This window comes from Pseudomonas sp. B3(2017) (assembly GCF_002113595.1).
Taxonomy (GTDB): domain Bacteria; phylum Pseudomonadota; class Gammaproteobacteria; order Pseudomonadales; family Pseudomonadaceae; genus Aquipseudomonas; species Aquipseudomonas ekonensis.
Genome location: NZ_NEIU01000003.1, coordinates 143,462 through 166,889, shown reverse-complemented (window position 1 = coordinate 166,889; position 23,428 = coordinate 143,462). Strand labels below are relative to the sequence as shown.

21 protein-coding genes are annotated in these 23,428 nt (G+C 66.0%); 11 read left to right on the top strand and 10 right to left on the bottom strand.

Going from position 1 to position 23,428, the window contains the following annotated elements; all coding sequences use genetic code 11:
• Positions 1-12 precede the first annotated feature (12 nt).
• The 3 genes from emhC to emhA are packed head-to-tail and all read right to left on the bottom strand — an operon-like array spanning position 13 to position 5,795.
• Positions 13-1,473, bottom strand: coding sequence for an efflux RND transporter outer membrane subunit EmhC (gene emhC / locus CAG33_RS05595; protein ID WP_085581715.1), 1,461 nt, complete (start codon positions 1,471-1,473; stop codon positions 13-15).
• Positions 1,470-4,634, bottom strand: a complete 3,165-nt coding sequence (gene emhB, locus CAG33_RS05590; protein ID WP_085581717.1) for an efflux RND transporter permease subunit EmhB — start codon at positions 4,632-4,634, stop codon at positions 1,470-1,472. The genes emhC and emhB overlap by 4 nt, the downstream gene beginning before the upstream one ends.
• 3 nt (positions 4,635-4,637) lie before the next feature.
• Positions 4,638-5,795 (bottom strand): efflux RND transporter periplasmic adaptor subunit EmhA, encoded by a 1,158-nt coding sequence (emhA, locus tag CAG33_RS05585; protein WP_085581719.1) that lies wholly within the window; start codon positions 5,793-5,795, stop codon positions 4,638-4,640.
• Positions 5,796-6,062: 267 nt separating this feature from the next.
• Between emhA and CAG33_RS05580 the strand changes: the two genes are divergently transcribed.
• Positions 6,063-6,695 carry a TetR family transcriptional regulator gene (locus tag CAG33_RS05580; protein WP_085581721.1) on the top strand — a complete coding sequence of 211 codons (633 nt, stop codon included), beginning with the start codon at positions 6,063-6,065 and terminating at the stop codon, positions 6,693-6,695.
• A gap of 243 nt (positions 6,696-6,938) precedes the next feature.
• On the opposite strand, the gene CAG33_RS05575 is transcribed toward CAG33_RS05580, so the two are convergent.
• Genes CAG33_RS05575 through CAG33_RS05565 form a run of 3 tightly spaced genes read right to left on the bottom strand, consistent with a single transcriptional unit; the run spans position 6,939 to position 9,523 of the window.
• Entirely contained in the window at positions 6,939-7,988 is a 1,050-nt protein-coding gene (locus CAG33_RS05575) for an alkene reductase (RefSeq protein ID WP_085581723.1), read from the bottom strand.
• Positions 7,989-8,019: 31 nt separating this feature from the next.
• Positions 8,020-9,186 (bottom strand): MFS transporter, encoded by a 1,167-nt coding sequence (locus CAG33_RS05570; protein ID WP_085581725.1) that lies wholly within the window; start codon positions 9,184-9,186, stop codon positions 8,020-8,022.
• 34 nt (positions 9,187-9,220) lie between these two features.
• On the bottom strand, positions 9,221-9,523 hold the full coding sequence (locus tag CAG33_RS05565; protein WP_085581727.1) for a helix-turn-helix transcriptional regulator: 303 nt from the start codon (positions 9,521-9,523) through the stop codon (positions 9,221-9,223).
• Between the two features lie 169 nt (positions 9,524-9,692).
• Here CAG33_RS05565 and CAG33_RS05560 point away from each other — a divergent pair, with 169 nt between their 5' ends.
• Positions 9,693-10,271 (top strand): ACP phosphodiesterase, encoded by a 579-nt coding sequence (locus CAG33_RS05560; protein ID WP_085637286.1) that lies wholly within the window; start codon positions 9,693-9,695, stop codon positions 10,269-10,271.
• A 108-nt stretch (positions 10,272-10,379) separates the two neighbouring features.
• Here the strand turns inward: CAG33_RS05560 and CAG33_RS05555 are convergent, their stop codons facing one another.
• Together CAG33_RS05555 and olsB are read right to left on the bottom strand one after the other, a co-directional pair.
• Complete coding sequence (locus CAG33_RS05555; RefSeq protein ID WP_085637283.1) at positions 10,380-11,174, bottom strand: 1-acyl-sn-glycerol-3-phosphate acyltransferase; 795 nt, start codon at positions 11,172-11,174, stop codon at positions 10,380-10,382.
• Entirely contained in the window at positions 11,174-11,929 is a 756-nt protein-coding gene (gene olsB, locus CAG33_RS05550) for an L-ornithine N(alpha)-acyltransferase (protein ID WP_085581733.1), read from the bottom strand. The genes CAG33_RS05555 and olsB overlap by 1 nt, the downstream gene beginning before the upstream one ends.
• A gap of 153 nt (positions 11,930-12,082) precedes the next feature.
• On the opposite strand from olsB, the gene CAG33_RS05545 reads away from it, so the two are divergent.
• The 5 genes from CAG33_RS05545 (at position 12,083) to CAG33_RS05525 (ending at position 16,390) form a co-directional block, all read left to right on the top strand.
• Positions 12,083-12,961: an acyl-CoA dehydrogenase family protein gene (locus tag CAG33_RS05545; protein ID WP_085637280.1), complete on the top strand. Its 879-nt coding sequence runs from the start codon at positions 12,083-12,085 to the stop codon at positions 12,959-12,961.
• Between the two features lie 219 nt (positions 12,962-13,180).
• Positions 13,181-14,257 carry a serine hydrolase gene (locus CAG33_RS05540; RefSeq protein ID WP_085632196.1) on the top strand — a complete coding sequence of 359 codons (1,077 nt, stop codon included), beginning with the start codon at positions 13,181-13,183 and terminating at the stop codon, positions 14,255-14,257.
• Positions 14,254-14,559: an amidase gene (locus CAG33_RS05535; protein WP_085637276.1), complete on the top strand. Its 306-nt coding sequence runs from the start codon at positions 14,254-14,256 to the stop codon at positions 14,557-14,559. The genes CAG33_RS05540 and CAG33_RS05535 overlap by 4 nt, the downstream gene beginning before the upstream one ends.
• Before the next feature lie 84 nt (positions 14,560-14,643).
• Positions 14,644-15,231: a YceI family protein gene (locus CAG33_RS05530; protein ID WP_085581741.1), complete on the top strand. Its 588-nt coding sequence runs from the start codon at positions 14,644-14,646 to the stop codon at positions 15,229-15,231.
• Position 15,232: 1 nt separating this feature from the next.
• Positions 15,233-16,390, top strand: a complete 1,158-nt coding sequence (locus CAG33_RS05525) for a phosphatidylserine/phosphatidylglycerophosphate/cardiolipin synthase family protein (RefSeq protein ID WP_085581743.1) — start codon at positions 15,233-15,235, stop codon at positions 16,388-16,390.
• A gap of 82 nt (positions 16,391-16,472) precedes the next feature.
• Here CAG33_RS05525 and bglX read toward each other — a convergent pair whose 3' ends face one another.
• Positions 16,473-18,764, bottom strand: coding sequence for a beta-glucosidase BglX (gene bglX / locus CAG33_RS05520; RefSeq protein WP_085581745.1), 2,292 nt, complete (start codon positions 18,762-18,764; stop codon positions 16,473-16,475).
• 261 nt (positions 18,765-19,025) lie between these two features.
• On the opposite strand from bglX, the gene CAG33_RS05515 reads away from it, so the two are divergent.
• The 4 genes from CAG33_RS05515 to CAG33_RS05500 all read left to right on the top strand — a co-directional run bounded on the left by CAG33_RS05515 (position 19,026) and on the right by CAG33_RS05500 (position 22,358).
• Positions 19,026-19,634 carry a LemA family protein gene (locus CAG33_RS05515; protein ID WP_085581747.1) on the top strand — a complete coding sequence of 203 codons (609 nt, stop codon included), beginning with the start codon at positions 19,026-19,028 and terminating at the stop codon, positions 19,632-19,634.
• 13 nt (positions 19,635-19,647) lie between these two features.
• The gene (locus CAG33_RS05510; protein ID WP_085632202.1) at positions 19,648-20,400 is read left to right on the top strand and encodes a YgcG family protein; all 753 of its coding nucleotides are present in this window, start codon (positions 19,648-19,650) and stop codon (positions 20,398-20,400) included.
• A gap of 29 nt (positions 20,401-20,429) precedes the next feature.
• Positions 20,430-21,047, top strand: a complete 618-nt coding sequence (locus CAG33_RS05505) for a TPM domain-containing protein (RefSeq protein ID WP_085585249.1) — start codon at positions 20,430-20,432, stop codon at positions 21,045-21,047.
• A 102-nt stretch (positions 21,048-21,149) separates the two neighbouring features.
• Positions 21,150-22,358, top strand: a complete 1,209-nt coding sequence (locus CAG33_RS05500; RefSeq protein ID WP_085632204.1) for an SAM-dependent methyltransferase — start codon at positions 21,150-21,152, stop codon at positions 22,356-22,358.
• 150 nt (positions 22,359-22,508) lie between these two features.
• On the opposite strand, the gene CAG33_RS05495 is transcribed toward CAG33_RS05500, so the two are convergent.
• Complete coding sequence (locus CAG33_RS05495; RefSeq protein WP_085585245.1) at positions 22,509-23,399, bottom strand: DMT family transporter; 891 nt, start codon at positions 23,397-23,399, stop codon at positions 22,509-22,511.
• Positions 23,400-23,428 lie beyond the last annotated feature (29 nt).

Here is a 23,428-nt window from a genome sequence, read left to right as displayed (position 1 = left end):
ATCGCGGCGCGGTCAGAACAGCTTCATCTTCGGCGCTTCTTCCTTGAGCGGCTCGTTCTGCGCGGTCTGCGCATTCCAGCCGCCGCCCAGGGCCTTGTACAGGTTGACCGCACTGGTCAACTGCGCGAGGCGGTCGGTGATCAGCGCCTGTTGCGCGCTGAACAGCTGACGCTGGGCGTCGAGGAAGGTCAGGTTGCTGTCGACGCCGATGCGGTAGCGACGCTCGGCCAGGCGGTAGTAGTCCTGGTTGGCGGCGACGAAGTCACGCTGGGCCTGCAGCTGCTCGGTGTAGGTCTGGCGGGCGGCCAGGCCGTCGGCGACTTCCTGGAAGGCCGTCTGGATGGACTTCTCGTAGTTCGCCACGCCGATGTCCTTCTGGATCTTGGCGGCGTCGAGGCTGGCGCGCAGGCTGCCGGCGTTGAAGATCGGCAGGTTGATCTGCGGCTGGAACAGCCAGGTGCCCGAGCCGCCCTTGAACAGGCCGGACAGGTCCGGGCTCAGCGTGCCCGCGTTGGCGGTCAGGCTGATGCTCGGGAAGAACGCCGCTCGGGCCGCGCCGATGTTGGCGTTGGCCGCCTTCAGGTTGTACTCGGCCTGAAGGATGTCCGGACGGCGTTGCAGCAGGTCCGACGGCAGGCCGGCCGGCACGTCGCTGAGCAGGTCATCGGACAGCGGCCGGGCCGCTTGCAGGTTGGCCGGGATGCCGGTGCCGAGCAGCAGGGTCAGGCTGTTTTCGTCCTGGGCCACCTGGCGGGTGTAGCGGGCCAGTTGCGCACGGGCGTTTTCCACCGAGGTGCGCGACTGGGCCAGGTCCAGCGCCGAGGCCACGCCGACCTCGTTGCTGCGGCTGGTCAGCTTGTAGCTTTCCTCGAAGGCGGCGAGCGTCTCCTGGGTCAGCTTGAGCAGTTCCTTGTCGGCCTGCCAGGTCAGGTAAGCGTTGGCCACGCTGGCCACCAGGCTGATCTGGGTGCTGCGGCGCGCCTCTTCGGTGGCGAAGTACTGCTGCAGCGCCTGTTCGCTCAGGCTGCGCACCCGGCCGAACAGGTCGAGTTCGTAGGCGCTGATGCCGACGGTGGCCGAGTAGGAACTGTTGATGGACGCTTCGCCGGTCTGCGAGGCCCGGGCCGGGACGCGCTGGCGGCTGCCGCTGGCGTTGGCCGAGACCGCCGGGAACAGGTCGGCGCGCTGGATGCGGTACTGGGCCGCATAGGCGTCGATGTTCAGCGCCGCGACGCGCAGGTCGCGGTTGTTCTCCAGCGAGACCTGGATCAGTTGCTGCAGGGCCGGGTCATGGAAAAACTGCTTCCAGCCCTGCTCGGCGGCGGCCTGCGCCGGCGCCTGGGCCGGCGAATATGCCGGGCCCTGCGGGTACTGGCCGGCAATCGGCGCTTCGGGTTGCTGATAGTCCGGTATCAGCGAGCAACCGCTCAGCACGAAGGCGGCGACTGCGATGGAGAGTAGCGACTTGCTCATTGGCCAGCCTCTTTAGGGGTTTCTGTGGCGTCGTCCTTGCCGGCGTTTTTGCGCTGGCCCATGGACGACACGGTGACGAAGAACAGCGGTACCCAGAAGATCGCCAGGATCGTTGCGGTGAGCATACCGCCGATCACGCCGGTACCGATCGCATGTTGACTGCCGGAGCCGGCGCCGGTGGAGATCGCCAGCGGCACCACGCCGAGCACGAAGGCCAGCGACGTCATGATGATCGGCCGCAGACGCATGCGGCAGGCCTCGATGGCCGCGTCGCGCAGACTGCGCCCTTGCTCGTGCAGCTCCTTGGCGAACTCGACGATCAGAATGGCGTTTTTAGCCGCAAGACCGATGGTCGTCAACAGACCCACCTGGAAGTACACGTCGTTGGACAGGCCGCGCAGGCTGGTGGCCATCAGCGCACCGATGATCCCCAGCGGCACCACGAGCATCACGGCGATCGGGATCGACCAGCTCTCGTAGAGCGCCGCCAGGCACAGGAACACCATCAGCAGCGACAGGGCGTACAGTGCCGGCGCCTGGGAACCCGACAGGCGTTCCTCGTACGACAGGCCGGTCCAGGAAATGCCCACGCCGGCCGGCAGTTTCTTGGCGATGGCTTCGACTTCGGCCATGGCTTCACCGGTGGAGTAGCCCGGCGCCGGGGCACCGAGGACTTCGATCGCTTCCACGCCGTTGTAGCGCGCCAGCTTCGGCGAGCCGTAGATCCACTGGCCCTTGGCGAACGCGGAGAACGGAACCATGGTGCCGGCGGCGTTGCGCACGTACCACTTCTTCAGGTCTTCGGGGTTCATGCGCGAGTCGGGACGACCCTGCACGTACACCTTCTTCACCCGGCCGCGGTCGATGAAGTCGTTGACGTAGCTACTGCCCAACGCGATCGACAGGGTGTTGTTGATGTCGGCGATGGTGATGCCCAGCGCGCTGGCCTTCTCGTCGTCGATCTCCAGCTGGAACTGCGGCTCGTCGTTCAGGCCGTTCGGACGCACCTGGGTCAGCACCTTGCTCTGCGCCGCCATGCCGAGGAACTGGTTGCGCGCTTCCATCAGTTTTTCGTGGCCGATGCCGGCGCGGTCCTGCAGGAACACGTCGAAACCGGTGGCGTTGCCCAGCTCCAGCACCGCCGGCGGGGCGAAGGCGAACACCATCGCATCGCGGAAGGTGAAGAAGTGCTGCTGGGCGCGGGCGGCGAGCTTGAACACGCTGTTGTCGGCGTTACGCTCGTGCCACGGCTTGAGCATGATGAACGCCATGCCCGAGCTCTGGCCACGGCCGGCGAAGTTGAAGCCGGTCACGGTGAACACCGACGCCACGGCGTCGCCTTCGCCGCCGTCCTTGCTCGGACGCAGCAGGAACTCACGCATTTCGTCCACCACCACCTGGGTGCGCTGGGCAGTCGAGCCGGCCGGGGTCTGCACCTGGGCGAACAGGACGCCCTGGTCTTCTTCCGGCAGGAACGCGGTCGGGATGCGCGAGAACAGCCAGATCATGCCGACCACGATCAGCAGGTACGCCAGCAGGTACGGCGCCTTGCGCTGCAGGATGTTGCCGACGCCGCGCTCGTAGCTGCGCACGCCGCGGTCGAAGTTGCGGTTGAACCAGCCGAAGAAGCCTTTCTTCGGCGCGCCGTGCTCGCCGTGCGGAATCGCCTTGAGCATGGTGGCGCAGAGCGCCGGGGTGAAGATCAGGGCGACCATCACCGACAGGGCCATGGCCGACACGATGGTGATCGAGAACTGCTTGTAGATCACACCGGTGGAGCCGCTGAAGAACGCCATCGGCAGCAGTACCGCCGACAGCACCAGGGCGATGCCGACCAGGGCGCCCTGGATCTGGCCCATGGACTTCTTGGTCGCTTCCTTCGGTGACAGGCCTTCTTCGCTCATCACCCGCTCGACGTTCTCCACCACGACGATGGCGTCGTCCACCAGCAAGCCGATGGCCAGCACCATGCCGAACATGGTCAGGGTGTTGATGCTGAAGCCGGCGGCGGCGAGGATGCCGAACGTGCCGAGCAGCACCACCGGCACGGTCATCGTGGTGATGACGGTGGCGCGGAAGTTCTGCAGGAACAGGAACATCACCAGGAACACCAGCACGATCGCCTCGACGAGGGTTTCAACCACACCCTTGATCGATTCGGTCACCACCGGGGTGGTGTCGTACGGGAACACCACTTCCATGCCTTGCGGGAAGAACGGCTTGAGGTCGTCGATCGTCTTGCGCAGCGCCTTGGCGGTGTCCAGGGCGTTGGCGCCGTTGGCCAGCTTGACCGCAAGGCCGGAGGCCGGGCTGCCGTTGAACTGGGCGCTGATCGAGTAGTTCTCGCCGCCCAGGCCGACGTCGGCGACGTCCTTGAGGCGAACCTGGGAGCCGTCCTTGTTGACCTTGAGCAGGATTTCCTTGAACTGCTCGGCGGTCTGCAGACGGGTCTTGCCGATGATCGTGGCGTTCAGTTGCTGGCCTTGCACGGCCGGCAGGCCGCCCAACTGACCGGACGACACCTGGACGTTCTGCGCCGCGATGGCGGTCTTCACGTCGACCGGGGTCAGGTTGAAGTTGTTCAGCTTGGCCGGGTCGAGCCAGATGCGCATCGCGTACTGGGCGCCGAAGACCTGGAAGTCACCTACGCCGGCGGTCCGCGAGATCGGATCCTGCATGTTCGACACGATGTAGTTGGACAGGTCGTCCTTGGTCATGCTGCCGTCGCGCGACACCACACCGATCACCAGCAGGAAGTTCTTCACGGCCTTGGTGACGCGGATGCCCTGTTGCTGCACTTCCTGCGGCAACAGCGGGGTGGCCAGGTTCAGCTTGTTCTGGACCTGCACCTGCGCGGTGTCGGAGTTGGTGCCTTGCTCGAAGGTCGCGGTGATGGTCATGCTGCCGTCGGAGTTACTTTCCGACGACACGTAACGCAGGTTGTCGATGCCGTTGAGCTGCTGCTCGATCACCTGCACCACGGTGTCCTGCACGGTCTGCGCGGACGCGCCCGGGTAGGTCACCTGGATCGCGATGGCGGGCGGCGCGATGCTCGGGTACTGGTTGATCGGCAGCTTGAGGATCGAAAGGGCGCCGACCAGCATGATCACCAGGGCGATCACCCAGGCGAAGATCGGGCGGTCGATAAAGAATCTTGACATGGATTACTCCCCTTTGCCGCCGGCGGCCTTGTCGGCTGCCTGAGCGGGGGCCGGGTTCTTCGCGCCGACGTTGGTCGCTTCGGTCGGGTTGACCACCGCGCCCGGACGCACGAACTGCAGGCCTTCGGTGATCAGGCGGTCGCCGGCCTTCAGGCCGTCTTCGACCAGCCACTGGCTGCCGACGGTGCGGCTGGCCTTGAGCTGGCGCAGCTCGACCTTGTTGTCGGCGCCGACGACCAGGGCGGTCGGGGTGCCCTTGAGGTCGCGGGTCACGCCTTGCTGCGGCGCGAGGATCGCGGCGCTGTTCACGCCGGCCTGCAACTGGGCGTGGACGAACATGCCTGGCAGCAGGGTGTGTTCCGGGTTCGGGAACACGGCGCGCAGGGTCACCGAACCGGTGGTCTGGTCCACCGACACTTCGGAGAATTCCAGCTTACCGTCGAGCTTGTACTGGCTGCCGTCTTCCAGGGTCAGCTTGACCGCGGCGGCGTTGTCGCCGGCCTTCTGCAGGCGACCGCTTTCCAGTTCGCGGCGCAGTTCCAGCAGTTCGACGGAAGACTGCGTCACATCGACGTAGATCGGATCCAACTGCTGGATCGTCGCCATCGCGTCGGCCTGGGCGTTGCTCACCAGCGCACCTTCGGTCACCGAAGAGCGGCCGATGCGGCCGGAGATCGGCGCGTAGACCTTGGTGTAGCGCACGTTGATCTGCGCGCTCTGCAGGGCGGCTTCCGATTGCAGGCGGTTGGCCACGGCGGTGTCGTATTCCTGGCGGCTGACGGCTTGCTCGTCGACCAGTTGCTTGTAGCGGTCGGAGATCGACTTGGTCGAACGCAGGTTGGCTTCGGCGCTTTTCAGGGTCGCCTCATAGACCGACGGATCGATCTGGTACAGCTGCTGGCCGGCCTTGACGTCGCCGCCTTCCTTGAACAGACGCTTGAGGATGATGCCGTTGACCTGCGGGCGGACCTCGGCGATGCGGAACGCACTGGTGCGCCCCGGCAGTTCCGAGGTCAGGGTGAAGGTCTGGGGTTGCAGGGTGACGACGCCGACCTGAGGAGGTGGGGCGGCGGGCGCCGCCTCTTCCTTTTTGCATCCGCTGAGCAGCGATGCCAGGGCGACGGCAGTGACCAGAGCGGTAACAGCTGGCTTGAATTGCATGAAGATCCTCGGGTCAGGCGCGCAAAAAGCGCACAAGAAAGGTGGAAGGGTAAAAAAGGGATGCCGGGTGGATAAGTAGCTTGCTAAGGAATATACTTACGTTCATGGTTGTTTGTAAACACCTTGACTGCGTACCCACCCTGTTACAAAAGTCGTCGCAAGGTTCGAAATTGTAGGCCGGGGCAGTCGATCCACGAGAGATCACCCCCTTTTTATTCAGCGGATATTCAGCCATCCCTGAAACATCCTGTTTGAGGTTTTACTGCCATGGTCCGTCGCACCAAAGAGGAAGCTCAAGAGACCCGGAGCCGGATACTCGAAGCGGCCGAGCACGCGTTCTACGAGCGTGGCGTGGCCCGCACGACGCTGGCCGACATCGCGACGCTGGCCGGTGTCACCCGCGGCGCCATCTACTGGCATTTCAGCAATAAGGCCGATCTGCTCCAGGCCATGCTCGACACGTTGCGCGAGCCGCTGGACGAACTGGCCCGGGCCAGCGAAAGCGAAGACGAAGTCGACCCGCTGGGCTGCATGCGCCAACTGCTGGTTCATTTGCTCCATCAGATCGCGCTGGATCCGAAGACCCGGCGCATCAACGAAATTCTTTTTCATAAGTGCGAGTTCACCGATGAAATGTGCGACCTGCGCCAGCAGCGTCGGGCGGCCAGCCTCGAATGCAACGTGGGCATCGGGCTGACCCTGAGCAATGCGGTCAAGCGCGGGCAGTTGCCGGCCGACCTCGACACCGTCCGGGCCGCCATCGCGATCCATGCCTACATCGACGGTCTGCTGTATCAGTGGCTGCTGGCGCCGGACAGCTTCGAGCTGCAGGCCGAAGCCGAACGCTGGGTCGATGCAGGGTTGGACATGCTGCGCTTGAGCCCCGCCCTGCGCAAATGAAACAAAATGCGTATTTGGATCAGCGTGTGTCAATCAAGGAGGCCGATGAAGATCCCTGTTCACAGGCCCCGCTGCCTAGGAGTGCTTTTATATACGCCTGCGGCAGGGGTTGATACATAGCGGGCTACGTATTTTGTAGGGATTTTGTTGCGCACCTGTGAAGGTGTGTGAGGCGCGTTGCGAACGCGCAAGAAAAAGCCCCGGCTCTGACGAGTCGGGGCTTTTGCGTTTCTGCGGTGCGGCTTACAGGGTCGGGTAGTCGAGGTAGCCGACCGCGCCCTTGCCGTAGAACAGTTCAGGACGCGGCTCGTTCAGCGGCGCGTCGGCCTTGAGGCGGGCCGGCAGGTCCGGGTTGGCGATGAACGGAACGCCGAAGGCCACCGCATCGGCCTTGCCGCTGGCCAGCCATTGGTTGGCGCTGTCCTTGGTGAAGCGCTCGTTGGCGATGTAGGCGCCGCCGAAGGCTTCCTTGAGCTGCGGGCCGAGGCTGTCGGCGCCTTCCTTCTCGCGGGAGCAGATGAACGCGATGCCGCGCTTGCCCAGTTCACGCGCCACGTAGGTGAAGGTTTCGGCGAGGTTGTCGTCGCCCATGTCGTGGGAGTCGGCGCGTGGCGCCAGGTGCACGCCGACGCGGCCGGCGCCCCAGACATCGATGGCGGCGTCGGTCACTTCCAGCAGCAGGCGGGCACGGTTTTCCAGGGAACCGCCGTACTGGTCGGTGCGCTGGTTGGTGCTGCTCTGCAGGAACTGGTCGAGCAGGTAGCCGTTGGCGCCGTGGATCTCCACGCCGTCGAAGCCGGCGGCCTTGGCGTTCTCGGCACCGGTGCGGTAGGCCTCGACGATCTCGGCGATCTCATCGGTTTCCAGGGCGCGCGGGGTGACGTAGTCGGACAGCGGACGCACCAGGCTGACGTGGCCTTTGGGCTGCAGGGCGCTCGGCGCGACCGGCGTCTCGCCGTTCAGGTACGACGGGTGGGAGATCCGGCCGACGTGCCACAGTTGCAGGACGATCTTGCCGCCGGCGGCGTGCACCGCCTTGGTCACGTTGGTCCAGCCGCGCACCTGGTCGTTGGACCAGATGCCGGGGGTGTCCGGGTAGCCGACGCCCATCGGGGTCACCGAGGTGGCTTCGCTGAGGATCAGGCCGGCGGAGGCGCGCTGTACGTAGTACTCGGCCATCAGCGCGTTGGGCACGCGGCCTTCGTCGGCGCGGCAGCGGGTCAGCGGCGCCATGATGATGCGGTTGGACAGTTCCAGGTCGCCCAGTTTGATCGGATCGAAAATCGTTGCCATGAGATACAACCCTCGTGAGGTGAAAAGTGAATCAGTTTGCAGCCGGTGCCAGTTCGGGATTGCCGTTCTGGCGGAAAGTGATCAGGGTCGCCAGCAAGGCGAGCACGGCCAGGACGGCGGCGGCCAGGGGAACGCTGGTCAGGCCGTAGCCGTGGGCGATGACGCTGCCGCCGACCCAGGCGCCCAGGGCGTTGCCGACGTTGAAGGCGCCGATGTTCAGGGTCGAGACCAGGTTCGGGGCCGCCTTGCCGAAGGTCACCACGTTGACCTGCAGTGCCGGCACGGCCGCGAAGCAGGCGGTGGCCCAGAGGAACAGGGTGATTTCGGTGGGGATCAGCGCGACGCTGGTCCAGGTCAGCACGGTGGAGACGACGGCCATGGCGATGAACACGCCGATCAGCGTGGCGGCCAGGCCCTTGTCGGCCAGCTTGCCGCCGATGATGTTGCCGACGGTCAGGCCCAGGCCGATGAGCATCAGCGTCCAGGTCACGCCGCGGGGCGAGACGCCGGTGACTTCGCCCAAAAGCGGCGCGACGTAGGTGAACAGGGTGAACACCGAGGCGGCGAACAGCGCGGTCATGCTCAGCGACAGCCAGATGCCGGCGCCCTTGAGGGCGGCGAGTTCGGCGCGCATGTCGAGCGTTTCCTCGTCGCGCTTGGCCGGCAGGAAGCGCACCAGGCCGAACAGGGCGACGACGCCGATCACGGTCACGGCCCAGAAGGTCGAGCGCCAGCCGGCTTCCTGACCGAGGGCGGTGCCCAGCGGCACGCCGAGGACGTTGGCCAGGGTCAGGCCGGTGAACATCAGGGCCACGGCCGAGGCGCGCTTGTTGGCCGGCACCAGGTTGGCCGCCACCACCGAGCCGATGCCGAAGAAGGCGCCGTGGCACAGGGCGGTGATGACCCGCGCCAGCATCAGCACGTTGTAGTCGCTGGCCACCGCACACAGCAGGTTGCCGACGATGAAGATGCCCATCAGTGCGATCAGCGCGGCCTTGCGCGGCAGGCGGGCGGTGGCCAGCGCCATGAACGGCGCACCGATGGCCACGCCCAGGGCGTAGCCGGTCACCAGCCAGCCGGCGCCGGGGATCGACACGCCCAGGTCGGCCGCCACATCGGGCAGCAGCCCCATGATGACGAACTCGGTGGTGCCGATGGCGAAGGCGCTCAAGGCGAGTATGAGAAGCGGGATGGGCATCGTTATTTCCTTTTGGGCCGGCTGACGTTAAGGGTCAGAGCTCTTTGCCGAGTGTTTCGAGGAACGCCTGGATCACGTCCTCGTTGCGTTTGAAGAAGTGCCACTGGCCGACCTTGCGGCTGCTGACCAGGCCGGCGCGCTGCAGGGTCGCCAAGTGGGCGGATACGGTCGACTGCGACAGGCCGCAGCGTTGGTCGATCTGCCCGGCGCAGACGCCGTGCTCGTTGCTGTGGGACTGGTCGGGAAATTCGACGGTCGGGTCTTTCAGCCAGTGCAGGATGTCTCTGCGTACCGGGTGCGCCAGGGCTTTTATGATTTCGTCGAGGTTGAGGTTCATGGTCGGGTGCTCGTGACGTGTAGCGTTATATCGCGATGAGGCGAACTTTAAATCGGTATTTCGCGATATACCAATATGATTTCGATCTGACGACCGCATAAATCGGTATATCGGGTTATAACGATATTGTGGTTGTGATCCAGCAAAGGAGCAGTGCTAAGCTGCGCCCATGAACTATCTCGCACATTTGCACCTCGGAGGCCAGCGCCCCGGACAATTGCTCGGCAGCCTGTACGGCGATTTCGTCAAAGGGCCGCTGCAAGGGCAGTACGCGCCGGAGATCGAGGCCGCCATCCGGCTGCACCGGCAAATCGACGTGTTCACCGACCGGCACCCGCTGGTGGGGACGGCGCTGGACCGCTTCGCCACCACCCGGCGGCGTTATGCGGGCATCGTCCTCGACGTGTTCTTCGACCATTGCCTGGCCCGAGACTGGACGCTGTACGCAGACCGGCCGCTGGAACACTTCACCTCCGATGTCTACCGCACGCTGTCCAGCGAACGGCAATTGCCGGAGCGCCTGGCGAAGATCGCGCCGTACATGGTGGCCGACGACTGGCTGGGCTCGTACCGGGAGTTCGAGGTGCTGGAACAGGTGCTGCGGGGGATTTCCCGGCGGCTGAGCCGGCCGGAGGAACTGGCGGGGTCGATGGACGAACTGCGGCGGCTGTACGAGCCGTTGAGCGAGGATTTCGCGCGGTTCTATCCCAGGCTTCAGGACTTCGCGCAGACCCCGCCGACATCTTGATTCCCTTGTAGGAGCCAGCCTGCTGGCGATGGCGGCCTGTCAGTCGATGTTGATGTGACTGATCCGGCCCTATCGCCAGCAGGCTGGCGCCTACAGGGTTGCGTGGCCTCAGGCGGCAATCAGGTCGCCGGCACGGCTCGGTTCGACCGGCTTGGCCACCTCGCCGAACAATGCCTTCTGCACCGCCTGCTGCGCCTCGAACGCCAGCGCGGCACGCTCGCGGCCCTGGCAGGCGATCGGCTTGAGCAGGTGGATCTCCACCTCGCCGCAGTCATGGCTGAACAGGCGCATCAGGTGCGACAGCAGGTCATCGTCACCGATGAACGGTGCCAGCGGGTCGATGTGGCCATTGCGCAGGTAACGGATCGCCACCGGTTGCAGCTTCACCTCGGAGTCGATGGCCGCCGACAGCAGACGCCCGTGGAAGGTGCGCAGCGAGCGGCCGTCGGTGGTGGTGCCTTCCGGGAACATCAGCAGCGGATGTTCCGATTGCAGGTGACGGGTCATCTGTTTGCGGATCAGCTGGCTGTCGCCCGAACCGCGGCGGATGAACAGGCTGCCGGCCTTGGCGGCCAGCCAGCCGGCCACAGGCCAGGTGCGCACTTCGGCCTTGGACAGGAACGACAGCGGCGTGAGCATGCCCAGCAGCGCAATGTCGGTCCAGGACACATGGTTGCTGACCCACAGCATCGGCTGCTTGGGCAACTCGCCCAGGACGGTCACGCGAAAGGGCAGGGCGTTGCTCAGGCGCGCCATGAAAAACCGCGACCAGCGCTGCCGGCGCACCATCGAATGGGCCAGGCCCAGCCGCTCGAACACCCCGAACACGCTGGCCATGCACAGGCCCAGCGCCACCACCAGCAGCACCCGCGCGATCCGCGCGTACACCCGCAGGCGGCCCATCACACGGCCGCCTTGAAGTGCTTGGCGTAGCGCGGGCAGAGCTCGTCGCGCTTGAGCAGGATGAACACGTCGGCCACCTGGAAGTCTTCGTCCCAGCAGGGCTCGCCGCAGATCTTCGCGCCCAGGCGCATGTAGGCCTTGAGCAGCGGCGGCATTTCGGCGATCACGTTGGACGGGATGTCCAGCGACGGCAGCGGATTCTTCGGTTCGGCGCGCAGGTGTTCGGTGCACAGGTAGCGTTCGCGCAGGCGCTGCATGATCGCGTGGGCCTGCACGCCGCCGTCCTGCATCGGGATGCTGGCGCAGCCCATCAGGTAGCTGTAGCCGCCCTGGTTCAGCACTTCGGCCAGTTCGCCCCAGAGCACGGCGATGGTGCCGCCGTTGCGGTAGGCCGGATCGACGCAGGTGCGGCCGATCTCCAGGATCGGGCCCTGCAGGCCGGCGAGGCCGTGCAGGCTGAATTCCTCTTCGCTGTAGAAGCGGCCCAGGCTGCTGGCGGCAGTGTGGTCGAGCAGGCGGGTGGTCGCCACCAGGCGACCGGTGTTCAGGTCACGCACGCCGATGTGGCTGCAGTGGACATCATAGTCATCCATGTCCAGACCCAGCTCCGCGCCCTTCAGCTTGGCGTTGAACTCGCCGCTGAACACGTTGAAGCGCAAGGCCTGGGCTTGCTGCAGAGCCTCGGCGCCGATCAGGCGTTCGGCTTGCAGGCGGCGTTCATTGCCGGTGTCGCTGATGCGGGCGATCTGAGTCATGTGAATCTCCGTACGGGCCGTTCACCCGTCAAGGGTTGCAGCCGATCGACTTTCTTTATGCCGCCGTGTTGGGCAAAGTCAGGCTATGTAGCCCCGGTGTCATCGCCATGAATGTTTGGTGATGCTTGTATGACAGCCCTCAAGGAGCCTCCTATGCCCTGGCCGACCCTGCTCGAATGCCGTGAACGAATGCCCGCCGTCCCTGACCTGAGGGAAGGTTTCGCGATGCTGCTGCATCAGTTGGGCACCGTGACCCCGTTCGAACTGGCGGTGGCCGGCGGGCGGCGGATGGCCACGCCGGGGCTGGCGTTCCTGGTGGGCTACCAGGCGGCCCTGCGCATGCTTTGGCCGAGTGCGCCGCAAAGCCTGGGCGCCCTGTGTGCGACCGAACAGCGCAGCCTGCGCCCGGCGGACATGCAGACCCGTCTCACGGACCTGCGCCTGGACGGGCGCAAGGATTTCGTCACCGCCGGCGACGCCGCCGACTGGCTGCTGGTCGCCGCGCGCAGCGAGGCGCCGGGAGAGGCGCCGAGCCTGAGCCTGGCGGTGGTCTATCCGGACGAGCCCGGTGTGCGGGTGGAAACGCTGCCGGCCCTGCCGCTGATGCCGGACATCAGCCACGGTCGCCTGCACCTGGAGAACGCGGGCTGCGAATTGCTTGCCGGGGATGGCTGGGACGCCTACGTGAAACCGTTCCGCACCCTGGAGGACATCTACGTGCTGAGCGCGATGACCGCGTGGCTGTACGGCGTCGGCCAGGACAGCGGCTGGCCGCAGGCGCTGCAACTGCGCTGGGTGGCGCTGCTGGCCGGGTGCGCGGAAGCCAGCCGGCTACCGCCGGACAGCCCGGCGGCGCATGTGGTGCTGGGCGGATTGTTCGCGCAGTTCGACGCGCTCAAGCCTGAGTTGGATCAGGCGCTTGCCCAAGGGGCGCCCGAGTGGGCGGCGATGTGGGCACGGGACCAGTCCGTCATGCAGTTGGCGGCGGGGGCACGGGCCAAGCGGCTGGCCAAGGCCTTGGCGGCGGGCTGACCGCAAGCCCTGCATTCAGCCGAACACCCTGTGGGAGCCAGCCTGCTGGTGATAGCGGTCTGTCTGACACCTCAATGCCGGATGTGCTGCCGTCATCGCCAGCAGGCTGGCTCCTACCGTGTTCTGGGGTGACCGCAGACTCTGCATCAGGCCCCGTCCATCGCCAATCTGTCATCAATGCCGGCTACCCTCGTCGGGTTCATCCCCAGAGCCCCCGCCATGTTCAAAGGCCTGTCCCTGTGTCTGCTGCTGATCAGCCTTGCGGTGCGCGCCGAGGAATGGCCGGTTCCCCCGCAAGCGACCGGCCCGGCCATCGAGGCCCTGGAGGCCTACGCCTTCCCGCCCCGCGACGACGTCACCCGCCAGGGCATCCGCACCGACGCCTTGCTGGTGATCCGCGACGGCCGATTGGTCTACGAGCGCTACGCCGGGCCGACCACCGCCGACACCCCGCACCTGACCTGGTCGATCAGCAAGAGCCTGATGGCCACGGTGCTGGGGGTGGCCTACGGCGAAGGGCGGTTGCGCCTCGAAGAACCGGCGTCGAAGTATTACCCGGCGCTGGAGCGGCACCCGACCCTCACCCTGGGCGACCTGCTGCACTGGGCGTCCGGCCTGGACTGGCAGGAAGACTACGAATACGCGCCGCTCAAGTCCTCGGTGGTGGCCATGCTCTACACCCGCGGCCATCGCGACATGGCCGCGTTCGCCGCGGGCCATGAGGCTTATGCCGCACCGGGCAAGGCCTTCCGTTATTCCAGCGGCGACAGCAACCTGCTGGCGGCGGCGCTAAAGGGCATCGTCGGTCCGCAGCGCTATGCGGACTATCCCTGGACCGCCCTGTTCGAACCGCTGGGCATCCGCCGTGCCGTGTGGGAGACCGATGCCGCCGGCACCTTCGTCGCTTCGTCCTATGTCTACCTGACCGCCCGCGATCTGGCGCGGATCGGCCTGCTGATGGCCCGGGACGGGCGCTGGGGCGAACGGCAATTGCTGCCCGCCGAGTGGATCGCCTTCAACCGCACCCCGTTCGCCGGCTACAAGGCCGGCCAGGACGAGGCCGTGCCCGGCGGCCACTGGTGGCTCAACCTTGCGGTGGACGGCGCGCCGTCGCCCTGGCCTGACGCGCCGCCCGACACGTTCGCCGCCCTCGGCCATTGGGGGCAGGCCTTGTATGTGATCCCGAGCGCGAACCTGGTGATCGTGCGCTACGGCGACGACCGTGACGGCCGCTACCGGCACAACGAACTGCTCAAGCGGGCCCTCGCGGCATTCGCCGGGACGGTGCGGCCATGAAATTGCTGGGGCGTGTGTTGCTGCTGGCGTTCGTCGCGCTGCTGGGCTGGGGCTGGCTGGAGCGCCAAGCGCTGTGGGCGTTCCCGGACATCATCAGCGCCTACACCGCCAAGGAATACTGCTCGTGCCGGTACGTGATGAACAATGACGCCGCGTACTGTCGCGGGTATGTGAAGCAATGGCTGGCCACCAGCGCCTTTGCCGACGAGCCTTTGAGCAAGACCGTCACCGTCAGTGGCCTGGGCCGCAGCAACAGCGCCCGGTGGATCGGAGAGCGCCAGGGCTGTCGCCTGGCGCCCTGATGCTGTGACTTGCGGCGGGGGCTTTGCCGGAACGGCCCGGGCCGGTTAAGGTTCGTGCAGGTTTTTCTGCCCCACGGGTCTTCAATGCTCAACCGTTCTCTCTGCACCGCCGCCGGCCTGCTGCTGGCCGCGGCCGCCCTGCCGGCCCAGGCCAACTGGTACCTGGACGGCGAATCCTCGCGGCTGTCGTTCGTCAGCACGAAAAACGCCAACGTCTCCGAAGTGCAGCGCTTTTTGGTACTGCACGGCAAGGTCGACCCGGACGGCCGGGCCGAGGTCGAGGTCGAGCTGGAGTCGATCAACAGCGGCATCCCGCTGCGCGACGAGCGCATGCGCAAGGAGCTGTTCCAGATCGATCAGTTCCCCGACGCCACCATCTCCACCCAGATCGACCTGCGTCCGATCAACGACCTGGCGCCCGGCGCGCAACTGGAACTGCGCCTGCCGCTGACCGTCAGCCTGCACGGCAAACAGCGCGAATACCCCGCCGAACTGCTCGCCACCCGTCTCGACGACCGGCGCTTTCAGGTAGTGACCCTGGAGCCGCTGGTGATCAACGCCGCGGACTTCGACCTGGCGCCGGGTCTGGAAACCCTGCGCAGCCTGGCCGGCCTGTCGGCCATCAGCCTGTCGGTGCCGGTGGGTGCGGTGCTGATTTTCGCGGCGCGCTGACATGCGCGGCGCGGTGTTCCCCTGGCGCGACGGCAACCGCTTCGAACTGTTGATCGACGGGCCGCAGTTCTTCCCGCGCATGCTCGACGCCATCGCCGGCGCCCGCGAGCAGATCGAGCTGGAACTGTACCTGGTGGAGGCCGGCGCCTGCGCCGAAACCGTGGTGCAGGCGCTGGTGCTGGCGGCGGAGCGGGGCGTGCGGGTGCGTTGCCTGTTCGACGATTACGGCAGCCTGGCCTTCACCCTCAACCTGCGTCAACGGCTGACCGGCGCCGGGGTCGAACTGCGTTTCTACAACCGCCTGAACTGGCGGCGCTGGGTCGGCAATTTCTATCGCGACCACCGCAAGCTGCTGCTGGTGGATCAATGCCTGGCGGTGGTCGGCGGCACCGGGGTCACCGACGAGTTCTGGACGCCGGGCCACGACACCAGCGAATGGCACGAGGTGATGGTGCAGATCACAGGCCCTCTGGTGCTCGACTGGCAACTGCTGTTCGACCGCCAGTGGATCGCCAACCGCCATCGCCGCGCGTGGCGGCCCACGGCGCATTTCGGCCTGCCGCGCCTGCCCCGGGTGCCGGACGCGGGGGAGGGCATGGGCCGGGTGGCCTATGCCGACGCCCGTCAGCACCGGGACATCCTGCAGTCGCTGTTCCGCGCGCTGAACAGCGGCCAGCGCCGCATCTGGCTGGCCACGCCGTATTTCCTGCCGACCTGGAAGATCCGCCGCTCCCTGCGCAAGGCCGCCGCCCGGGGCCTCGACGTGCGCCTGCTGCTGACCGGGCCGCGCACCGATCACCCTTCCGTGCGCTATGCCGGGCACCGCTACTACCCGCGCCTGCTCAAGGCCGGGGTGAAGATCTTCGAGTACCAGCCGTGTTTCCTGCACCTGAAGATGGTGCTGGTGGACGACTGGGTGAGCATTGGTTCGTGCAACTTCGACCACTGGAATTTGCGCTTCAATCTTGAGGCGAACCTGGAGGCGCTGGATCCGCCGTTGACGGCGGCGGTGGTGGCGAGTTTCGAGAAGGACTTCGGCCTGAGTCAGCAGGTGAGCCTGGAGGAATGGCGGCGGCGGCCGTTGTGGCGGCGCATCAAGCAGCGGCTGTGGGGGTGGGTGGACCGGTTGGTGGTCAATCTGCTGGATCGGCGCGGATAGTCGCTACACAGAAAACTTTGTGGGAGCTGCGGCGCGACGACTCGACTTGCCGCCGCTCCCACAGGTATTGCGTTGCTTTGCCTTACAGCAGTTCGAAGCTCTGCTGCGTCACGTCCTGGGAGTCCAGGCCGATCTGCACGTTGAACTTGCCGGGCTCGGCGGCGTACTTGAGCTGGGCGTTGTAGAACTTCAGGTCGTCTTCGGTGATGGTGAAGTGCACGACCTTCTGTTCGCCGGCCTTGAGCAGGATCTTCTGGAAGTTCTTCAGCTCCTTCACCGGACGGATCATCGAGCCGGTGACGTCCTGGATGTACAGCTGCACCACGGTTTCGCCGTCACGCTGGCCGGTGTTCTTCACCACGACGCTGGCGTCGAGCTTGCCGGTGGCGTTCAGGGTGGTGGAGGACAGCGCCATGTCGCTCAGGCTGAAGTCGGTGTAGCTCAGGCCGTAGCCGAACGGGAACAGGGGGCCGGTGGTGTCATCGAAGTACTGCGAGGTGTAGTTGCCCGGCTTGCCCGGCGTGAACGGCCGGCCGATGCTCAGGTGGTTGTAGTAGGTCGGGATCTGGCCCACGGAGCGCGGGAAGGTCACCGGCAGCTTGCCCGACGGGTTGTAGTCGCCGAACAGCACGTCGGCGATGGCGTTGCCGCCCTCGGTGCCGCTGAACCAGGTCTCCAGGATCGCGTCGGCCTGTTCCTTCTCTTCCAGGATCGTCAGCGGACGGCCGTTCATCAGCACCAGCACCAGCGGCTTGCCGGTGGCCTTGAGGGCGCGGATCAGTTCGCGCTGGTTTTCCGGGATGTTCAGGTCGGTGCGGCTGGAGGACTCGTGGGACATGCCGCGGGATTCGCCCACGGCGGCCACGACCACGTCGGCGTCCTTGGCGGCCTTGACCGCTTCATCGATCAGCACGTTGGCCGGACGCGGGTCATCGACCACTTCCGGCGCATCGAAGTTGAGGAAGTTGAGGTAGTCGAGCACCTTCTTGTCGCTGGTGATGTTGGCGCCGCGGGCGTAGGTCAGGTTCGACTTGTCGCCGATGACCGCGCTCATGCCGTCGAACAGGGTGACCGACTGGGCCGGACGGCCGGCGGCGGCCCAACTGCCCATCATGTCGATCGGCGCCTTGGCCAGCGGACCGACCAGGGCGACCTTGGCGGACTTCTTCAACGGCAGGGTCTGGTTGCGGTTGGTCAGCAGCACCAGGCTGCGGCGGGCCACGTCGCGGGCCTCGCTGCGGTGCAGGCGGCTGTCGGCGTAGGTGTCGGCCGGATCGTCCTCGGCCTTGCCGATGCGCAGGTACGGATCCTTGAACAGGCCCATGTCGTACTTGGCCGCGAGCACTTCGCGCACGGCGTTGTCGATGTCCTTCTGCTCGATCTCGCCGGACTTGAGCAGCCCCGGCAGCTCCTTGCCGTAGAGGGTGTCGTTCATGCTCATGTCGATGCCGGCCTTGATCGCCAGCTTCGCCGCCTCGCGGCCGTCACGGGCCACGCCGTGCTTGATCAGCTCGAAGATCGCGCCGTGGTCGCTGACCGCCAGGCCCTTGAAGCCCCAGTCCTTGCGCAGCAGGTCGTTCATCAGCCAGGTGTTGGCGGTGGCCGGGATGCCGTTGACCGAGTTCAGCGCCACCATCACGCCGCCGGCGCCGGCGTCGATGGCCGCGCGGTACGGCGGCAGGTAGTCCTGGTACATCTTCACCGGGCTCATGTCCACGGTGTTGTAGTCGCGGCCGCCCTCGACCGCGCCGTACAGGGCGAAGTGCTTGACGCTGGCCATGATGCTGTCCGCCGCGCTCGGCGAGTCGCCCTGGTAGGCCTTGACCATCACCTTGGCGATGCGCGAGGTCAGGTAGGTGTCTTCGCCGAAGCCTTCGGAGCTGCGGCCCCAGCGCGGGTCGCGGGAGATGTCGACCATCGGCGCGAAGGTGATGTCGAGGCTGTCGGCCGCCGCCTCGTTGGCCGCCACGCGGCCGGAGCGGCCGATGGCGTCCATGTCCCAGCTGGAGGCCAGGGCCAGGGGAATCGGGAAAATCGTACGGTGGCCGTGGATCACGTCGTACGCGAAAAACATCGGGATCTTCAGTCGGCTGCGCATCGCGGCGTCCTGCATCGGACGGTTTTCCGGACGGGTGATCGAGTTGAAGGTGCCGCCGATGTTGCCGGCGGCGATCTCCTTGCGGATCAGCTCACGGGGCATTTCCGGACCGATGCTGATCAGGCGCAGCTGGCCGATCTTCTCGTCGAGGGTCATTTGCTTCATCAGGTTGCTGATGAACGCGTCCTTGTTTTCCAGAGGGATCTGGGTCGTGGCGGCCAATGCCTGATGACTGGCCAGGCTGACGAACAGGCCCAGCAAACACAGCTTCTTCATGAATGGTTTTCTCAAGGGCCTAAACGGCAATGCGATGCCGGCCAGCCAAAATTTAGGGAGCGACTATTGTTGTTCGGGTGCTGATTGAAAAAACGACAGCCGAAAAAACGTCGCCGGTGTTCGGCGACGCGATCGCGCAGGGCCTCTTTGTAGCCCATCGGCCTGCGGCAATCCAGTGGTGCGGGCGATTATGCCCCAAGAGCCCGCCGAGAATGTTTCGCGATCGCCTTTTAATGGAATGCGCCAGGGAGCACCCGTGCGATGAATGTCAGTCCCGCCCACCGTTCGCGTTTGCAGGTCGCCACCTTGCTGGTGCTGGCCACGCTGTTGACCGCCTGCGGCATCAACAACATCCCGACCCTCGACGAACAGGCCAAGGCCGCCTGGGGCCAGGTGCAGAACCAGTACCAGCGGCGCGCCGACCTGATCCCCAACCTGGTGGAGACAGTGAAGGGCTACGCCAAGCATGAGGAAGCGACCCTGACCGCCGTGGTCGAGGCGCGGGCCAAGGCCACCTCGATCCAGGTCGACGCCAACACCCTTGACGATCCGCAGAAGCTCAAGCAGTTCCAGCAGGCCCAGGATCAGCTCAGCGGGGCCTTGAGCCGGCTGATGGTGGTGTCCGAACGCTACCCGGACCTTAAGGCCAACCAGAATTTCCTCGCCTTGCAGTCCCAGCTCGAAGGCACGGAGAACCGCATCAGCGTGGCCCGGCGCGACTTCATCCTGGCGGTGCAGAAGTACAACACCGAGATCCGCACCTTCCCCGGCCTGCTCTGGCACAAGGTGATGTACAGCGACCTGCCGGTGCGCGAGACCTTCGAGGCCACCAGCCCCGGCGCGGACAAGGCGCCGGAAGTGAAGTTCTGATCCGGGGCCGGCCATGCGCATGCTGAAGGCGGGTCTGGCGCTGACGCTGTGGCTGTTGGCCGGCAGCGCGTTGGCCGAACTTTCGTTCCCGGCCCTGACTGGGCGGGTGGTGGATCAGGCGCAGATGATCGAGCCGTCGGTGCGCGCCCAGTTGAGCCAGCAGCTGCAGGCCCACGAGCAGGCCACCGGCGAGCAGGTGGTCGTGGTCACGCTGCCGGACCTGCAGGGCGACACCATCGAAGACTTCGGCGTCCAGCTCGGCCGGCACTGGGGCATCGGCCAGAAAGACAAGAACAACGGCGCGCTGCTGATCGTCGCCCGCGCCGAGCGCAAGTTGCGCATCGAGGTCGGCTACGGGCTGGAGGATCGGCTGACCGACGCCCAGGGTTCGGTGATCATCCATCAGGTCATCACGCCGGCCTTCAAGGCCGGCAACTTCAGCAAGGGCATCAGCGACGGCGTGGCGGCGATGCTGGTGGTGCTGGGCGGCAATCCGCTGGACGAACCGTCGACGGTGTACGAACCGGCCGGGGATCCGGCGGACGATTTCGTCTCCCGCCATCCGACCCTGTTCGTGTTTCTCGTCATGTTGTTCATCCTGACTGTCTTTGTCTGCCAGATGCTCGGTATCCTTCCCGCCGGCCGGGGCGGTTCCGGGGGATCGGGCGGCGGTTTCGGCGGTGGCGGCTTCGGTGGCGGCGGGGGCGGAGGCTTCAGCGGCGGCGGGGGCAGTTTCGGCGGCGGCGGATCGTCCGGCGGCTGGTGACACAACAATAAGACTGGGCATTTCACGACATGGCACTACTGACCGAACACGAACAACGCAAGGTCGCCGAGGCGATCGCCCGGGTCGAGCGCGAGACCGACGCCGAACTGGTGACGGTGCTGGCCGCCCGCGCCGACGACTACGCCTACGTCCCGCTGCTGTGGGCCAGCCTGCTGGCGCTGGTGCTGCCGGGCGTCGTGCATTACTTCACCGGCTGGCTGACCCTGCGCAGCCTGCTTGTGGTGCAGTGGGGCGTGTTCATCGTGCTGTGCCTGGTGTTCCGCCTGCCCAAGGTCACCACCCACCTGGTGCCGCGCCGGGTACGCCACTGGCGGGCGTCGAACCTGGCGCGCCGGCAGTTCCTGGAGCAGAACCTGCACCACACGGTGGGCGGCACCGGGATGCTGATCTTCGTCTGCGAGGCCGAGCGCTATGTGGAGATCCTGGTGGACGAAGGCATCTCTCGCCGGCTGGACAACCGCAGTTGGGATGCGATCGTCGCAGCGTTCACCGAGCAGGTGCGCCAGGGGCAGACATTGCAGGGATTCGTCGCGTGCATCGAGGCCTGCGGCGAATTGCTCAAGGTGCATGTGCCGGTGACCCAGGTGCGCAACGAGTTGCCGAACCGCCTGGTGGTGCTGGGGTAGGCCAAAAGAACGCCGTTGGGCAAATAACTGCGTGTCCCCGGCGCCCATCCCCCCTAAACTGTGCGCCATTTCCGATTTGCCCCGTCCGAGGCCGTTTTCCGCATGTCCGTCACCGCCGCTTCCGCCCCCGATCAGCACGCCAGGTTCATCGGCCTGCTGCAAACCAGCCTCGATCAGAACGGTTTCATCAAACTGGTGCTGGCCCGGTACGTCGGCGACGAGGCGGACCTGCAGCGGGTCATCGTCAAGCCGGTGACGGTCAAGGGCCAGCCGAGCCTGTCCTTCGTCTACCGCTACAAGACCCGCGACATCACCAAGAACCTGGCCCTGGCCGACGGCGTGGCGGCGGTCGCCGGTCTGCTGCCCGAGGCGTTCAGGAACGCGCACCTGCTGACGCTGACCGACGAGGCCCAGCTCGAATACAGCAAGAAGGGCAAGCCTTCGCTGTTCATGAGCAAGCCCCAGCAACTGCGCGAAGTTCCGACCGCCGGCCACAACCGCGAGAAGCACCGCTTCCTCGAACTGAACCGGCCGTTCCTCAAGGACCTGGGCGTGACCAACGCCCAGGGCGAGCTGATCCCGGCGATGTCGCGCAAGTGGAAGCAGATCAACAAGTTCATCGAAGTGTTCAGCCATGCGCTGACCTCGTCGCCGCTGGCGCTGGACAAACCGGTACGGGTGGCGGACTTCGGTTCGGGCAAGGGCTACCTGACCTTCGCCATCCATGACTACCTGCGCAACACCCTCAAGGCCGAGGGCGAGGTCACCGGCGTCGAGCTGCGCCAAGAGATGGTCGACCTGTGCAACGCCGCCGCGCAGAAGCTGGAGCACCCGGGGCTGGCGTTCAAGTGCGGCGACGTGCGCAGCGTGGCGCCGAGCGAGCTGGACGTGATGATCGCCCTGCATGCCTGCGACATCGCCACCGATTACGCGATCCACACCGGCATCCGCTCCGGGGCGTCGATCATCCTGTGCTCGCCGTGCTGCCACAAGCAGATCCGCCTGCAGATCCAGAGCCCGGCGCTGCTCAAGCCGATGCTGCAATACGGCCTGCACCTGGGACAGCAGGCGGAAATGGTCACCGACAGCCTGCGCGCGCTGTTCCTGGAGGCCTGCGGCTACGAGACCAAGGTGTTCGAATTCATTTCGCTGGAGCACACCAACAAGAACAAGATGATCCTGGCGGTCAAGCGCGCCGAACCGGCGGACCCGGCCCGGCTGCTGGAGAAGATCCAGGAACTGAAGGCGTTCTACCACATCAGCGAACACTGCCTGGAAACCCTGCTGCGCGCCGACGGCTACCTGGCCTGACCTGAGTTTTGGGGGCCTGGGCTGACGTCATCGCCAGCAGGCTGGCTCCCACAGGGTTCTCGGTTGAATGCCGAAACGGCGGCCACTGCAAAACAATGTGGGAGCCAGCCTGCTGGCGATGGGGTCAGTCAAATCACCGCCGGCCAAAACCTAGGCAGTGGCCCCCACCTTCGATTGCACCGCCGTCTTGCGCCCGAGCATCACCGTCGCGATCACCCCGCAGGCGAACACCCAGGTGACCGGTTCCACGTGCTCGCCGAAGAACAGCGCCGAAAACGCGATGGTGAAGAAGATCTGCAGCAGTTGGATCTGGCTGACCCGGGCGATGCCGCCCATGGCCAGGCCGGCGTACCAGGCGAAGAAGCCGATGAACTGCGAGAACAGCGCGACGTAGCCGAACGCCCACCAGGTCTTGGCCGACACCGCGCCCTGATGCTGCAGCGCCAGGTACAGCACCGGGCCGACCAGCAGCGGCGTCGACAGCACCAGCGCCCAGCAGATCACCTGCCAGCCGCCCATCTCCTTGGCCAACCGGCCGCCCTCGGCGTAGCCCAGTCCGCCCACCGCGATGGCGGCGAGCATCAGCAGGTCGCCGGCCTGAATGCTGCCGGCGCCGCTGAGCAGCGCGTAGCCGAGCACCAGCGCACTGCCCAGGGCCGCGCAGGCCCAGAAGGCCTTCGACGGCCGCTCGTGGGACAGCCACGCGGCGTACAGCGCCACGCACAGCGGCTGCAGGCCGTTGACCAGCGCGCCATGGGACGCCGGCAAGGTCTGCATGGCCCAGGCCGACAGCACCGGAAAGCCCAGGATCACGCCGGCGATCACCAGGCTCAGGCCTTTGACCTGACGCCAGGTCGGCCACTTTTCCCGTCGCCACAACAGCAGCAACGCCGCCGGGGCCGCCGCGAACAAGGCGCGGCCCAGGCCGTTGAGCAGCGGGTGCAGTTCCTGCACCACGATCCGGGTGAAGGGCAGGGTGAGGCTGAAGATCACAACCCCGAGCAGGCCCAGGGCCATGCCGGTGTTTTCGCGGGAGGACATGTTGGCGACCGGTTAGGAAGGTGGCAGGG

What these genes read in the sequence shown, in the direction of transcription:
- emhC (WP_085581715.1), bottom strand. Translation starts at nt 1,473, where the DNA reads ATGAGCAAGTCGCTACTCTCCATCGCAGTCGCCGCCTTCGTGCTGAGC.
- emhB (WP_085581717.1), bottom strand. Translation starts at nt 4,634, where the DNA reads ATGTCAAGATTCTTTATCGACCGCCCGATCTTCGCCTGGGTGATCGCC.
- emhA (WP_085581719.1), bottom strand. Translation starts at nt 5,795, where the DNA reads ATGCAATTCAAGCCAGCTGTTACCGCTCTGGTCACTGCCGTCGCCCTG.
- CAG33_RS05580 (WP_085581721.1), top strand. Translation starts at nt 6,063, where the DNA reads ATGGTCCGTCGCACCAAAGAGGAAGCTCAAGAGACCCGGAGCCGGATA.
- CAG33_RS05575 (WP_085581723.1), bottom strand. Translation starts at nt 7,988, where the DNA reads ATGGCAACGATTTTCGATCCGATCAAACTGGGCGACCTGGAACTGTCC.
- CAG33_RS05570 (WP_085581725.1), bottom strand. Translation starts at nt 9,186, where the DNA reads ATGCCCATCCCGCTTCTCATACTCGCCTTGAGCGCCTTCGCCATCGGC.
- CAG33_RS05565 (WP_085581727.1), bottom strand. Translation starts at nt 9,523, where the DNA reads ATGAACCTCAACCTCGACGAAATCATAAAAGCCCTGGCGCACCCGGTA.
- CAG33_RS05560 (WP_085637286.1), top strand. Translation starts at nt 9,693, where the DNA reads ATGAACTATCTCGCACATTTGCACCTCGGAGGCCAGCGCCCCGGACAA.
- CAG33_RS05555 (WP_085637283.1), bottom strand. Translation starts at nt 11,174, where the DNA reads ATGGGCCGCCTGCGGGTGTACGCGCGGATCGCGCGGGTGCTGCTGGTG.
- olsB (WP_085581733.1), bottom strand. Translation starts at nt 11,929, where the DNA reads ATGACTCAGATCGCCCGCATCAGCGACACCGGCAATGAACGCCGCCTG.
- CAG33_RS05545 (WP_085637280.1), top strand. Translation starts at nt 12,083, where the DNA reads ATGCCCTGGCCGACCCTGCTCGAATGCCGTGAACGAATGCCCGCCGTC.
- CAG33_RS05540 (WP_085632196.1), top strand. Translation starts at nt 13,181, where the DNA reads ATGTTCAAAGGCCTGTCCCTGTGTCTGCTGCTGATCAGCCTTGCGGTG.
- CAG33_RS05535 (WP_085637276.1), top strand. Translation starts at nt 14,254, where the DNA reads ATGAAATTGCTGGGGCGTGTGTTGCTGCTGGCGTTCGTCGCGCTGCTG.
- CAG33_RS05530 (WP_085581741.1), top strand. Translation starts at nt 14,644, where the DNA reads ATGCTCAACCGTTCTCTCTGCACCGCCGCCGGCCTGCTGCTGGCCGCG.
- CAG33_RS05525 (WP_085581743.1), top strand. Translation starts at nt 15,233, where the DNA reads ATGCGCGGCGCGGTGTTCCCCTGGCGCGACGGCAACCGCTTCGAACTG.
- bglX (WP_085581745.1), bottom strand. Translation starts at nt 18,764, where the DNA reads ATGAAGAAGCTGTGTTTGCTGGGCCTGTTCGTCAGCCTGGCCAGTCAT.
- CAG33_RS05515 (WP_085581747.1), top strand. Translation starts at nt 19,026, where the DNA reads ATGAATGTCAGTCCCGCCCACCGTTCGCGTTTGCAGGTCGCCACCTTG.
- CAG33_RS05510 (WP_085632202.1), top strand. Translation starts at nt 19,648, where the DNA reads ATGCGCATGCTGAAGGCGGGTCTGGCGCTGACGCTGTGGCTGTTGGCC.
- CAG33_RS05505 (WP_085585249.1), top strand. Translation starts at nt 20,430, where the DNA reads ATGGCACTACTGACCGAACACGAACAACGCAAGGTCGCCGAGGCGATC.
- CAG33_RS05500 (WP_085632204.1), top strand. Translation starts at nt 21,150, where the DNA reads ATGTCCGTCACCGCCGCTTCCGCCCCCGATCAGCACGCCAGGTTCATC.
- CAG33_RS05495 (WP_085585245.1), bottom strand. Translation starts at nt 23,399, where the DNA reads ATGTCCTCCCGCGAAAACACCGGCATGGCCCTGGGCCTGCTCGGGGTT.